This window comes from Mesorhizobium sp. ES1-6 (assembly GCF_020164775.1).
Classification (GTDB): Bacteria; Pseudomonadota; Alphaproteobacteria; order Rhizobiales; family Rhizobiaceae; genus Mesorhizobium.
In genome coordinates, this window is record NZ_JAIUGU010000001.1 from 653,629 (window position 1) to 666,670 (window position 13,042).

Genomic DNA, 13,042 nt, shown 5'->3' on the forward strand with positions numbered 1-13,042 from the left:
CAGGATCAGCCGTTCGCGGCCTGCCTGTGCTGCACCGGGTGGCTCTTCTTCAACAGATCCGAGACAAGGAAGGCCAGCTCGATCGCCTGGTCGGCGTTGAGGCGCGGATCGCAATGGGTGTGGTAGCGGTCCTGCAACTCCTCGGCCGTGATGGCGCGCGCGCCACCGGTGCATTCGGTGACGTTCTTGCCGGTCATCTCGACATGGATGCCACCCGGATGCGTGCCCTCGGCACGGTGCACCTCGAAGAAGGTCTGCACCTCCTTCAGGATGCGATCGAAGGGCCGCGTCTTGTAGCCGGCCGCCTCGATCGTGTTGCCATGCATCGGATCCGACGACCAGACCACGCTGCGGCCTTCCTTCTGCACCGCGCGCACCAGCTTCGGCAGATGGTCGGCAACCTTGTCCGAACCGAAGCGGGCGATCAGCGTCAGCCGTCCGGGCTCGTTTTCGGGGTTCAGCAGATCGATCAGTTCCAAAAGGCCATCCGGCGTCAGCGACGGACCGCATTTCAAGCCGAGCGGGTTCTTGATGCCGCGGCAATATTCGACATGCGCATGGTCGGGCTGGCGCGTGCGATCGCCGATCCAGATCATGTGGCCCGACGTGGCGTACCAATCGCCGGAGGTCGAATCGACGCGAGTCAGCGCCTCCTCGTAGCCGAGCAGCAGCGCTTCGTGGCTGGTGTAGAAGTCGGTCTCGCGCAGTGCATAGTTGGTTTCCGAGGTGATGCCGACGGCCTTCATGAAGTCCATCGTCTCGGTGATGCGGTTGGCGAGAGATTCGTATTTCTCGCCCTGCGGACTGTCGGATACGAAGCCGAGCATCCAGCGATGCACGTTCTCCAGGCTGGCATAGCCGCCCTGGGCAAAGGCGCGCAGAAGGTTGAGCGTCGCCGCCGACTGGCGGTAGGCCATTTCCTGGCGGGCGGGATCGGGTATGCGCGACTTCTGATCGAAGTCGATGCCGTTGATGATATCGCCGCGGTAGCTCGGCAGCGTCACCTCGCCCTTGGTCTCGTTGTCGGACGAGCGCGGCTTGGCGAACTGGCCGGCGACGCGGCCGACCTTCACCACCGGCTGCGCGCCAGCGAAGGTCAGCACGACCGACATCTGCAGGAAGACGCGGAAGAAGTCGCGGATGTTGTCGGCACCGTGTTCGGCGAAACTCTCGGCGCAATCGCCGCCCTGGAGCAGGAAGGCCTCACCGGCCGCGACGCTCGCCAACTGCTTCTTCAGCTTGCGCGCCTCGCCGGCAAAGACCAGCGGCGGAAAGGTGGCAAGCTGGGCTTCCGTGTTCTTCAGCGCGGCAAGGTCCGGATAGGCGGGAACCTGCTTGATCGGCTTTGCTCTCCACGAATTCGGCGACCATTTCGTCATCGCTGCACCCAACGCTCTTTCCGGCGAACACTCTCGCCCGCCATTTCCTGTCCCTCTATGGGGTTGCGGCTCCATACACGAAGCCGATTTCCTATTCTAGACCGGAATTTCAGCCCTGGCGAATGCTCCCGGCGACTAGGCGACCAGCCGAGCCAATTGCGTCATCACCACCGCCGAACCCGCCAGCCGCTTCTCGGCCGTGGGCCAGTCGCGGATGAAGACCACGCTATGGTCCGGCCGGATCTTGGCCAGCGAGCCCTGTTCGCCGATGTACTTGACCAGCCCGACCGGGTTGGGAAATTCGCGCCTGCGGAAGTGGATGACGATACCCTTCGGCCCGGCATCGAGCTTTTCGACATTGGCCTTGCGGCAGAGCGCCTTGATGAAGACGATCTTCAGGAGATGCTTCACCTCCTCCGGCAGCGGACCGAAGCGGTCGATCAGCTCGGCGCCGAAAGCGTCGATCTCCTCGGTGTTTTCGAGATCGCCGAGACGGCGGTAGAGCGTCAGCCTGAGCTGCAGGTCCGGCACGTAGCCTTCAGGGATCATCACCGCCGTGCCGACAGCGATCTGTGGCGACCAGCCGCCATCCTGAACCTCGCCGGAATCCTTCACCTCGGCCACGGCCTCCTCCAGCATCTGCTGGTAGAGCTCGAAGCCGACCTCCTTGATGTGGCCGGACTGTTCTTCGCCGAGCAGATTGCCGGCGCCCCTGATATCGAGGTCATGGCTGGCGAGCTGGAAGCCGGCGCCCAGCGTGTCGAGCGATTGCAGCACCTTGAGCCGGCGTTCGGCGGTATCGGTCAGCTTGCGGTTGGCTGGCAGCGTGAACAGCGCATAGGCGCGCACCTTGGAGCGGCCGACGCGGCCGCGCAGCTGATAGAGCTGCGACAGGCCGAACATGTCGGCGCGGTGGATGATCAACGTGTTGGCGGTCGGGATGTCGAGACCGGATTCGACGATGGTGGTCGACAAAAGCACATCGTACTGACCGTCATAGAAGGCGTTCATAATGTCGTCGAGTTCGCCCGGCGGCATCTGGCCATGGGCCACGGCGACCTTCAGTTCCGGAACAGATTCCTTCAGGAAATCATGGATTTCGGCGAGATCGCTGATGCGCGGAACCACATAGAAGGAATGGCCGCCGCGATAGCGCTCGCGCAGCAGCGTCTCGCGGATGACCAGCGGGTCGAAGGGCGAGATGAAGGTGCGCACCGCCATGCGGTCGACCGGCGGCGTGGCGATCAGCGACAGTTCGCGCACCCCGGTCAGCGCCAGTTGCAGCGTGCGCGGGATCGGCGTCGCCGACAGCGTCAGCACATGGACATCGGTCTTCAGGTCCTTCAGCCGTTCCTTGTGCTTGACGCCGAAATGCTGCTCCTCGTCGATGATCAGCAGGCCGAGATTCTTGAACGAGATCGCGGAGCCCAGCAGCGCATGGGTACCGATGACGATATCGACCTGTCCTTCGGCAATGCCCTTCTTGGTCTCGGCCAGGTCCTTGGCGCCGACCAGCCGCGAGGCCTGGGCGACACGGATGGGAAGCCCTGAGAAACGCTGCGAGAACGTCTTGAAGTGCTGGCGCGACAACAGCGTCGTGGGCACCACCACTGCGACCTGAAACCCTTCCATCGCCGCGATGAAGGCGGCGCGCAGCGCCACTTCGGTCTTGCCGAAGCCGACGTCGCCGCAGATCAGCCGGTCCATCGGCTTGCCGGCGCCGAGGTCGTCGCGCACCGAATCGATGGCCGTCTGCTGGTCGTCGGTTTCCTCGTAGGGGAAACGGGCGGCAAACTCGTCATAGAGGCCTTCGGCCGGCACCAGCGCCGGGGCGGCGCGCATCTGCCGCTCGGCGGCGATGCGGATCAGCTGTCCGGCCATGTCGAGCAGGCGCCGCTTCAGCTTGGCCTTGCGCGACTGCCAGGCGCCGCCGCCGAGCTTGTCCAGCGTCGCCTCGGCCGTATCGGAGCCGTAGCGCGACAAAAGCTCGATGTTTTCCACCGGCAGGAACAGCCGGTCGTCGCCGGCATAGTGGATTTCCAGGCAGTCATGCGGCGCGCCGACCGCTTCGATGGTGCGCAGGCCGATGAAGCGGCCAATGCCGTGGTCGGCGTGGACGACGATATCGCCGGCCGACAGAGCCGAGGCCTCGGCGATGAAATCGGATGCGCGCTTCTTGCGCTTCGAGCGCCGGATCAGCCGGTCGCCCAGAATGTCCTGTTCGGCGACAACGACCAGCTTGTCGGTCTCGAAGCCGGATTCGAGCGGCAAGACCGCCAATGCCGCCTGCCCCGGCTCGAGCTGTTCGGCCTCGGCAAGCGTCTCGACCTGCTTGAGATTGCCGAGATGATGCTCCGCCAGGATCTGGCCAAGCCGGTCGAGTGAGCCTTCGGTCCAGCCGGCGATGACGACGCGGCGGCGCGCCGCGCGCTCGTCGGCTATGTGCCGGACGACGACATCGAAGACGTTGACGTTCGGGTCGGCGCGCTCCTCGACGAAGCTGCGACCATGGCGCGAGCCGGCGTGGAAGACTTTCTTGCCCCCTACGTCGGGCGCATCGAACACGGTGAAGTCGATGTCCTCGCGCTCGCCAAGCGAAGCCTTGAGATTGTCCGGCGAGAGATAGAGCAGGTCCGGCGCAACCGGCTTGTAGGGCACCGCATCCTTGAGCGCCCCGTCAGCCTGCTTCTTGCGTGCCTCGTAATGGTCGAGGATCAGCGTATGGCGTTCGGCCAGTGCCTCATGCGCCAGATGGTCGAAAACCACGGGTGCGTCCGGCAGGTAATCAAACACGGTTTCCAGCCGCTCGTAGAAGAACGGCAGCCAATGCTCCATGCCGGCGAAGCGCCGGCCTTCGCTGACCGCCGCGTAGAGCCCGTCGTCACGCGATGGTGCGCCAAAGGCCTCGATATAGGCGCGGCGGAAGCGGCTGATGGTTTCGGGCGTCAGCGCCACCTCGCTCATCGCCTGCAGCGCCATCGACTTGCGCTGGCCGGTGGTGCGTTGCGTGGCGGCATCGAAGACGCGGATCGATTCCAGCGTGTCGCCGAAGAAATCAAGCCGCAGCGCTTCCGTCCAGCCCGGAGCGAACAGGTCGAGAATGCCGCCGCGCACCGCGAATTCGCCGATACCGCGCACGGTCGGCACGCGCTCGAACCCCGACGTCTCCAGCCGCGCGATCAGCGCATTCATGTCGATCTGGTTGCCGGGCCGGGCGTGGAAGGTCTGTGCCTCGACAAGCTCCGCCGGCGGAATACGCTGCAGCAGCGCATTGGCGGTTGTGAGAACGACGGCACGATGCGGTTTCTTCGCCAGCGCGATCATGGCGGTCAGCGCATCGAGGCGCTTGGCGGCGGCATCGGAACCGGGCGACACACGGTCGTATGGCAGGCAGTCCCAGGCCGGCAGTTCCAGCACCGGCAGGCCCGGCGCCACGAAGGACAGCGCCTCGATGATGGCAGGCAGGCGCTGGCCGTCGCGGGCCACGAACAGCACCGGCTTGTCGGGTGCGATCTCGAGCGCCGTCTGTACCAGCGCGAAAGCTTCGTAGCCGTCGGCGACGCCGTCGACGATGAACTGGCCGGGACGGCCCTTCGGCAAGCCAATGGTGGGGATGAGAGCCATCAAATCACGGTCTTGGTTGTCGCAATTCCGGTGGGAAAACCGCTTCGCACTTTTCCTGGATTGCCTGTGTTCAGAAAGTCATGTGTTCAGAAAGTCATGGTCCGGCGGGACGCCAGGATTTTTTGCAGGACGGCACAGTCGATTTCTGCCGGCACCGGGCGCTCGCCCGTGATCAGCGGCAGGAATTCCGTATCGTTAATATCGAGAAGCTTCTCATATTGGTCGATTTCCTCGGCGGTCAAGGTGCCGATCTCGGCGTCCGCGAACGTGCCGAGGATCAAGTCCATCTCGCGCATGCCGCGATGCCAGGAGCGGAACAACAGCTTGCGGCGGTGAGCGTCCAGCCCCTCGCTTGATCGTTTCGTTCCGGTCATTGTGCCGCATCCTCGCTTCAAGCGGCGCATATAGCGTGGATAGTGGGCGGTGTCAGCCTTGCGCTGCCGCCGTCGCGACATAAGCTGACATCATGCGTCCTTCCATCCTCGACCCCCTGTTCGTCCCGATCACCTCGCTTGCCGGCGTCGGGCCGAAGGTCGGCGCGCTGATCGAGAAGGTCGTGGCGGCCGACCTCGGCGACCGTGCCGCGCGCGCGGGCGACCTCCTGTTCGTGCTGCCGCACACCGTCATCGATCGCCGCAACCGGCCCGGCATCGCGGGTTCCGCCGAAGGCGCCATCGTCACGCTCGAGCTGCGCATAGACCGCCACCAGCCACCGCCGCGCGGCAACAAATCGGTGCCTTACCGGGTCTACGCCCATGACGATACCGGCGAAATCGGCCTGACCTTCTTCCATGCCCACGCCGCCTATCTCGAAAAGGCAATGCCGGTGGGCGAGCATGTCGTGGTGTCCGGCCGCATGGAATGGTTCAACGGCCGCCCGACCATGGTCCACCCCGATCATATCGCACTGGCTGGTGAAGCCGAGAGCCTGCCGCTGGTCGAGCCGGTCTATCCCCTGACCGCGGGGCTTTCGGCCAAGGTTTTGCGCCGAGCGATCGGCCAGGCGCTCGGCCGCCTGCCGGAATTGCCGGAATGGCAGGACGGTGCCTTCATGCGCCGCCAGAGCTTTGCGTCCTTCGGCGATGCGCTGACCCGCATCCATTACCCCGCCGACCCGATCGATGTCGCGGTCGAAGGGGCTGCCTGGCGTCGCCTCGCCTATGATGAACTGCTCGCCGGCCAGGTCTCTCTGGCCCTGGTGCGCGCAAAGGTGCGACGCCTGTCAGGCCGCCCTCTCGTCGGCGACGGCCGCATCGTCGAGAAACTGCGTTCTGCCCTTCCCTATTCGCTTACCCCCTCGCAGGAATTCGCGCTGGCCGAAATCAACGCCGATCTTGCCGATCCAGAACGCATGCTGCGGCTGCTGCAAGGCGATGTCGGTTCGGGCAAGACGGTCGTGGCTCTCTTGGCCATGGCACGCGCCGTCGAGGCCGGCGGCCAGGCGGCGCTGATGGCGCCGACCGAAATCCTGGCGCGCCAGCATCTGGCGACGATCATCCCGCTTGCCGCCAAGGTCGGCTTGCGCATCGCCATCCTGACCGGCCGCGAAAAGGGCCGCGAGCGAGCGGAGACGCTGGCGGGCCTGGCCAGCGGCGAGATCGACATCGTCGTCGGCACCCATGCGCTGTTTCAGGACACGGTCAGCTTCCACGATCTGGTCCTGGCCGTCATCGACGAGCAGCATCGCTTCGGCGTCCATCAGCGGCTTGCCATCACCGCCAAGGGCGATGCGCCCGACATGCTGGTGATGACCGCTACCCCCATCCCGCGCACGCTGGTGCTGACCGCTTTCGGCGACATGGATGTGTCGAAGCTGACGGAAAAACCAGCCGGCCGGCAGCCGATCCGCACCGTCACCCTGCCGCTGGAACGGCTCGACGAACTGGTCGGCCGCATGCTCGATGCCGTCGCCGATGGCCAAAAAATCTACTGGATTTGCCCGCTGGTCGAGGAATCCGAGGAGATAAAACTGATGTCGGCCGAGGATCGCTTCGCCTCGCTGAAGCCGTTGTTCGGCGAGCGTATCGGTCTCGTCCACGGCCGCATGAAAGGCGCCGAGAAGGACGAAGCGATGCGCGCCTTCAAGGCTGGCGAAACCCGCATCCTGATCGCCACCACCGTCATCGAGGTCGGCGTCGACGTGCCCGACGCCACGATCATGGTCATCGAGCATGCCGAGCGATTTGGGCTTGCGCAGTTGCACCAGTTGCGCGGCCGGGTCGGGCGCGGCGACAAACCCTCGTCCTGCGTGCTGCTCTACAAGGACCCGCTTGGCGAAACGGCAAAGCGCCGGCTATCGGTAATGCGCGAGACCGAAGACGGCTTCCTGATCGCCGAGGAAGATCTGAAGCTGCGCGGCGAAGGCGAATTGCTGGGTACGCGCCAGTCCGGCACGCCGGGCTTCCAGGTGGCGCGCATCGAGGCGCATGCCGATCTGCTCGAGGCTGCCCGAGATGACGCCAGGCTGATCCTGTCGCGTGACCCCGAACTGCAGTCGGATCGCGGCGAAGCGCTGCGCCTCCTGCTCTACTTGTTCGGCCGCGACGAGGCCGTGCGGCTCTTGCGCGCCGGATGAGACCCTAGCGGCGGATTGGCCAGGGTTCCGTTGATCGGCTCGCCGTTCAGCGTCACCAATTTCGTCTTCACCTCGGGGGCCACCAACCCGGCCGAGACGATCAGCTTGGCGCCGTCCTCGATCGTCATGTCGAGCGGCACGATATCCGACTTCAGAACATACATCAGGAATCCGGTCGTCGGGTTGGGTGTGCACGGCATGAACACCGCGATCAGCGGATCGCCTTCCTGGTCGAGCTTCTGATTGATCTCGGTTTCCTTTTCGCTGGCGACAAACACCAGCGACCACACACCCTTGCGTGGATATTCGACCAGCCCGACCTGGCGGAACATGTCACCCTTGTTCGACAGCACGGTCTCGAAAATCTGCTTCAGCGAGCCATAGATGCCGCGCACCAGCGGCATGCGGCCAAGCAGACGCTCGCCAAAGCCGACGATGGCGCGGCCGACAATGTTGGCGGTGAGAAAACCGATCAAGGTAATCAGAATAAGCGCGACGATCAGCCCGAAACCGGGAACCGGGAACGGCAGATAGGTGTCGGGGTTGTAGCGTGCCGGAATATAGGGTTTGACCCAGGAATCGACCCAGCCGATGAACGACCAGGCGATATAGGCGGTGATCGCCAGCGGCGCACAGACGATGAAGCCCGTGAGGAAATAGTTCCTCAGCCGGGTCATGCCGGAGGTCTTGGGAGCGTCTGACATGGTTCACCGGGGCGCGGGTTGCGCCGCAACATTAGTGAAGCCCAAGCCGGTTTGGAACTGCGAAGTTTTTAAAGGTGGTCGTTTAAAGGGGCGCTATTCCACCGTCACCGATTTCGCCAGATTGCGCGGCTGGTCGACATCGGTGCCCATGAACACGGCGGCGAAGTAGGCCAGCATCTGGATCGGCAGGGCGTAGATGATCGGCGAGATGATTTCCGGCACGTCGGGCAGGATGATCGTCTCCATCGTCTTCACGCTCACCTGTGCCGCGCCCTTGGCGTCGGTAATCAGGATGATCTTGCCGCCGCGCGCCGCCACTTCCTGCATGTTCGACACGGTCTTTTCGAAGATGCGGTCATGCGGCGCAATGACGATGACCGGCATGTTCTCGTCGATCAGCGCGATCGGACCGTGCTTCAATTCGCCCGCCGCATAGCCTTCGGCGTGGATGTAGGAGATTTCCTTGAGCTTCAGCGCCCCTTCCATGGCCAGCGGGAAATTGGTGTCGCGGCCGAGATAGAGCACATCCTTGTAGCGCGAGATTTCGCGCGCGATGCGTTCGATCTGCTCTTCGAGCTTGAGCACCTGGTTGGCGTAGCGCGGTGCTTCCGACAAGGCGCGCACCAGCGCCCTCTCTTCCTCAGGCGAAATCGTGCCGCGTGCCACGCCGGCACGCACGGCAAGCGATGCCAGCACCGAAAGCTGGCAAGTAAACGCCTTGGTCGAGGCGACGCCGATTTCCGGGCCGGCCAGCGTCGGCAGAACGACGTCGGATTCGCGCGCCATGGTCGATTCCCGCACATTGACGACGGCGCCGATCTTCATGCCTGCCTTGCGGCAATAGCGCAGCGAGGCCAGCGTGTCGGCGGTCTCGCCCGACTGCGAGATGAAGAAGGCGGCATCATTGGCCGACAGCGGCATCTCGCGGTAGCGGAATTCCGAGGCGACATCGATATCGACCGGCAGCCGCGCATAGCGCTCGAACCAGTATTTGCCGATCAGCCCGGCGAGATAGGCGGTGCCGCAGGCGGAAATTGCCAATCGGTTGATGTCAGCGAAATTGAACGGCAGGTCGAGCGGCTTGGAGACGCCGGAGACGAAATCGACGTAATGCGCCAGCGTGTGCGAGATGACCTCCGGCTGCTCGTGGATTTCCTTCTCCATGAAATGGCGGCGGTTGCCCTTGTCGACCATGAAGCTGGTCGACAGCGATTGCTGGCGCCTGCGGTCGACCTTTTTACCGTCGATGTCGAAGATGGCGACGCTGTCGCGGCGCACCACCGCCCAGTCGCCGTCCTCGAGATAGGTGATCGAATTGGTGAACGGGGCGAGCGCGATGGCGTCCGAGCCCAAAAACATCTCGCCATCGCCATGGCCGACGGCCAACGGCGGGCCGTTGCGGGCGCCGACGATCAGGTCTTCGTCGCCCTTGAACATGATGGCCAGCGCGAAGGCGCCTTCCAGCCGCTTCAGCGCCTTGTGCGCGGCCTCGACCGGCTTCAGCCCCCTGGCGAGTTCCCGCGCCACCAGATGCGCCACGACCTCGGTGTCGGTCTGCGAGGAGAATGAATAGCCGTCGCGGATCAGCTCATCGCGCAGTTCGGCGAAGTTCTCGATGATGCCGTTGTGGACGATGGCGACGCCGTCGGAAAAATGCGGGTGCGCATTGGTCTCGTTGGGAACGCCATGGGTCGCCCAGCGCGTATGGCCGATGCCGATCGTGCCCTCGAGCGGCTCGTCCTTGAGCCGGCGTTCGAGATTGACCAGCTTGCCCTCGGCACGGCGGCGGCCAAGCTCACCCTTTTCGATGGTGGCAACGCCGGCCGAGTCATAACCGCGATATTCCAACCGCTTCAGCGCATCGACGATGAGCGGCGCAACCTGCGAGTGGCCGACGATTCCAACGATACCGCACATCCGGACAGCCCCCGATTCCCCATGGAAAACCAGCGCTATTTAGGGATGGCCGGCCCGCCGTGAAAGTCACATTGCATTTCGCCCGCTGTAACGGACGCTTGCGCACGCATGCACCATGACAGGCCGCTCTTGCAATCCGGTTACCGCGGCCGTTCGGTTTTTCGAGGCTAGGTTTTGCTTTTCTTCGCCGCTGCCGCCGAGGCAAAGCGCTCGCGCAATTCCTTGGCCTTGCCGGGGATCGTCTTCTGGCGGGCGCGGCCGAAGGCCAGCGCGTCGTCGGGCACGCTTTCGGTGATCACGCTTCCCGAGGCGATATAGCCGCCCTTGCCGATGGTGACCGGGGCCACCAGCGATGAGTTCGAGCCGACGAAGGCGCCCTCGCCGATGTCGGTGAAGAATTTCGAATAGCCGTCATAATTGCAGGTGATGGTGCCAGCGCCGATGTTGGCACCCGCCCCGACACGCGCGTCGCCGATATAGGTCAGATGGTTGACCTTGGCGCCCTCCTCGATGACGGCCTGCTTGACCTCGCAGAAATTGCCGACCTTGGCCTTGGTCCTGAGATCGGCACCTGGTCGCAGCCGCGCAAAGGGACCGACATCGCAATTGGAGGCGACGGTGGCGCCCTCAATGTGGCTGAAAGCATGGATTTTAGCGCCCGACGCAATCTTGACGCCAGGCCCGAACCAGACATTGGGTTCGACGACCGTATCCGCGCCGATCTCGGTATCGTGCGAGAAGTAGACAGTTTCCGGAGCAATCAGGGTCACGCCCGACAGCATTGCCTCTTGGCGGCGACGTGCCTGCCAGATGCCCTCGGCTTGTGCCAGTTCGGCCCGGTTGTTGATGCCGAGCGCGCTTTCAAAGCTGGCTTCGGTGGCAACGACATCGAGGCCCTGCGCGCCGGCGATCTCGACGATATCGGTCAGATAATACTCGCCCTTGGCATTCTTGTTTCCGACCGCGTCGAGCAGCTTCAGCGCGTGCACGCCTGCCACCGCCATCATACCCGCATTGCAGAAGCCGATCTTTTTCTCCGCCTCGGAACAATCCTTCTCTTCGCGGATGGCAATCAGCTTGCCGCCCTTTTCGATCAACCGGCCATAACCAACGGGGCTGGGCGGACGGAAGCCGATGACCACGACAGCGGCACCTTCGGCCAGTTTCAGCCGCGCCACGGTCAGCGCGTCCACATCGATCAGCGGCGTATCGCCGAACATCACAAGCACATCGTCGTAACCCCTTGATATCGCTCCGCGAGCAGCGAGAACGGCATGCGCGGTGCCCAAGCGCTTCTCCTGCACGAAGGTCTCGGCCTTCGGCGCGAACTTCGCCGCCGCCTTGCGCATTTCGTCGGCGCCATGCCCGATCACCAGCGCCTGCCCGCTGGCACCGGCGGCTTCGGCCGCCTTCACCACATGGGCAACCATCGGCAAACCGGCGATCTGATGCAGCACCTTCGGCAGCGCGCTCTTCATGCGCGTGCCTTCGCCGGCGGCGAGGATGACGGACAGGCAGGATCTCTGGCTCATGGAAGGACAACCATATCAAAGGGTTGGGAATCAAGACACGATAGCAGCGGCGGCATGCTGCACCAATGCGGTTAAATTCCGGTGAGGCCGCGGTCCCGGTTGGAGCGAAGTGCGACGGTCGCATATCACTTCATTCAAAATAAATACTCTGTCGGTACTGCTGTTGAGAATCTCAGTTTTGCAAAAAATAGTGAATGATAACCTTGTACCAGATTTTCAACGCCTTGATTGTCTTCTTCATAGGGGCAATCATTGGCGGTGTACCAGGTATTATTCTGACCAGTATTTTAACAGTAGAATCAGACGTTTCAGGGTTTCTAGAAAAGTCTTTTATTGTTATCCCCATATGTGCCTTGATCGGCGGACTAGGGTCCCTGTTCGTATTCGGTCCTATGGGACAGCGGGAGTAATATCGCGACTATCACTGGTAAGACCAGAATCAAGCTACCCCAGTCGTCCCAACACCGGAAAATTCTCCAGCAGCCAGTAAGACACGGTCTGCACACCACCGGTCAGGAAAAATACCCCAGCAACGACCAGCAGGGCGCCGATCGCCTTCTCGACGCGGCCGAGATGGACACGAAATCTGCCGAGGAAGCGCATGAAGGCGCCGGAGAACAGCGCCGCGATCAGGAACGGGATGCCAAGGCCGAGCGAATAGGCGGCGAGCAACAGCGCGCCCTCGCCCACCGTCTCGCGACCACCGGCCAGCGTCAGGATCGGGCCGAGCACCGGGCCGATGCAGGGCGTCCAGCCGAAGGCGAAGGCCAGCCCCATGACATAGGCGGCGACCGCGCTTGCGGGCTTTCCCTGCGACTGGAAGCGCGCCTCCCGCGACAGAAGCGGGATACGCAGGATGCCGAGGAAATTCAGGCCCATCAGGATGATCAGCACGCCGGCGCCCATCGCCAGCGGCTCCTGCCAGACGCGCAGCAGCCGGCCTATGGTCGAGGCACCTGCGCCAAGTGCCACGAACACCGTGGAAAAACCGAGCACGAAGGCGATCGACGAATAAAGCAGCGCGCCGCGCGCGCCCTCCTTGGCGGTTGCGCCCGCATTGCCGCGAAAATCATCGACCGACACGCCGGCCATGTAACAGAGATAGGGCGGCACCAGCGGCAGCACGCATGGCGACAGGAACGAGATAGCCCCCGCCCCGACCGCGCTGACATAGCCGATGTCCAATGCCATTCCAAAGCTCCGACTGTTCTGGCGACGATATAGCGGCACGCGGGTTTGTCCGCCAATCACCATCATGTGGCAAGTCATCGCGGCCAAGTCATCGCGGCCAAGTCGTCGCGGCCAAGTCAT

At 63.5% G+C, this 13,042-nt stretch carries 8 protein-coding genes; 1 reads left to right on the forward strand and 7 read right to left on the reverse strand.

Annotated elements, in window-relative coordinates; all coding sequences use genetic code 11:
* Window positions 1-5: 5 nt before the first annotated feature.
* From LB564_RS03425 to LB564_RS03435, 3 genes are all read right to left on the reverse strand, one after another.
* Entirely contained in the window at window positions 6-1,379 is a 1,374-nt protein-coding gene (locus LB564_RS03425; RefSeq protein ID WP_224534951.1) for a class II 3-deoxy-7-phosphoheptulonate synthase, read from the reverse strand.
* 135 nt (window positions 1,380-1,514) lie between these two features.
* Complete coding sequence (mfd, locus tag LB564_RS03430) at window positions 1,515-5,003, reverse strand: transcription-repair coupling factor (RefSeq protein WP_224534953.1); 3,489 nt, start codon at window positions 5,001-5,003, stop codon at window positions 1,515-1,517.
* Between the two features lie 86 nt (window positions 5,004-5,089).
* Window positions 5,090-5,377 (reverse strand): succinate dehydrogenase assembly factor 2, encoded by a 288-nt coding sequence (locus LB564_RS03435; protein ID WP_224534954.1) that lies wholly within the window; start codon window positions 5,375-5,377, stop codon window positions 5,090-5,092.
* A 92-nt stretch (window positions 5,378-5,469) separates the two neighbouring features.
* On the opposite strand from LB564_RS03435, the gene recG reads away from it, so the two are divergent.
* The gene (recG, locus tag LB564_RS03440; protein ID WP_224534956.1) at window positions 5,470-7,578 is read left to right on the forward strand and encodes an ATP-dependent DNA helicase RecG; all 2,109 of its coding nucleotides are present in this window, start codon (window positions 5,470-5,472) and stop codon (window positions 7,576-7,578) included.
* Here recG and LB564_RS03445 read toward each other — a convergent pair.
* The 4 genes from LB564_RS03445 to LB564_RS03460 all read right to left on the reverse strand — a co-directional run bounded on the left by LB564_RS03445 (window position 7,530) and on the right by LB564_RS03460 (window position 12,922).
* Entirely contained in the window at window positions 7,530-8,282 is a 753-nt protein-coding gene (locus tag LB564_RS03445; protein ID WP_140701505.1) for a DUF502 domain-containing protein, read from the reverse strand. The genes recG and LB564_RS03445 overlap by 49 nt on opposite strands.
* A gap of 93 nt (window positions 8,283-8,375) precedes the next feature.
* Entirely contained in the window at window positions 8,376-10,199 is a 1,824-nt protein-coding gene (gene glmS / locus LB564_RS03450) for a glutamine--fructose-6-phosphate transaminase (isomerizing) (protein WP_224534958.1), read from the reverse strand.
* Window positions 10,200-10,366: 167 nt separating this feature from the next.
* Window positions 10,367-11,731 (reverse strand): bifunctional UDP-N-acetylglucosamine diphosphorylase/glucosamine-1-phosphate N-acetyltransferase GlmU, encoded by a 1,365-nt coding sequence (glmU, locus tag LB564_RS03455; protein WP_224534960.1) that lies wholly within the window; start codon window positions 11,729-11,731, stop codon window positions 10,367-10,369.
* Between the two features lie 444 nt (window positions 11,732-12,175).
* Window positions 12,176-12,922, reverse strand: a complete 747-nt coding sequence (locus LB564_RS03460; protein ID WP_224534962.1) for a cytochrome c biogenesis CcdA family protein — start codon at window positions 12,920-12,922, stop codon at window positions 12,176-12,178.
* Between the last annotated feature and the right edge of the window lie 120 nt (window positions 12,923-13,042).

Coding starts and splice junctions, on each gene's coding strand:
- LB564_RS03425 (WP_224534951.1), bottom strand. CDS start 1,379: ATGACGAAATGGTCGCCGAATTCGTGGAGAGCAAAGCCGATCAAGCAG.
- mfd (WP_224534953.1), bottom strand. CDS start 5,003: ATGGCTCTCATCCCCACCATTGGCTTGCCGAAGGGCCGTCCCGGCCAG.
- LB564_RS03435 (WP_224534954.1), bottom strand. CDS start 5,377: ATGACCGGAACGAAACGATCAAGCGAGGGGCTGGACGCTCACCGCCGC.
- recG (WP_224534956.1), top strand. CDS start 5,470: ATGCGTCCTTCCATCCTCGACCCCCTGTTCGTCCCGATCACCTCGCTT.
- LB564_RS03445 (WP_140701505.1), bottom strand. CDS start 8,282: ATGTCAGACGCTCCCAAGACCTCCGGCATGACCCGGCTGAGGAACTAT.
- glmS (WP_224534958.1), bottom strand. CDS start 10,199: ATGTGCGGTATCGTTGGAATCGTCGGCCACTCGCAGGTTGCGCCGCTC.
- glmU (WP_224534960.1), bottom strand. CDS start 11,731: ATGAGCCAGAGATCCTGCCTGTCCGTCATCCTCGCCGCCGGCGAAGGC.
- LB564_RS03460 (WP_224534962.1), bottom strand. CDS start 12,922: ATGGCATTGGACATCGGCTATGTCAGCGCGGTCGGGGCGGGGGCTATC.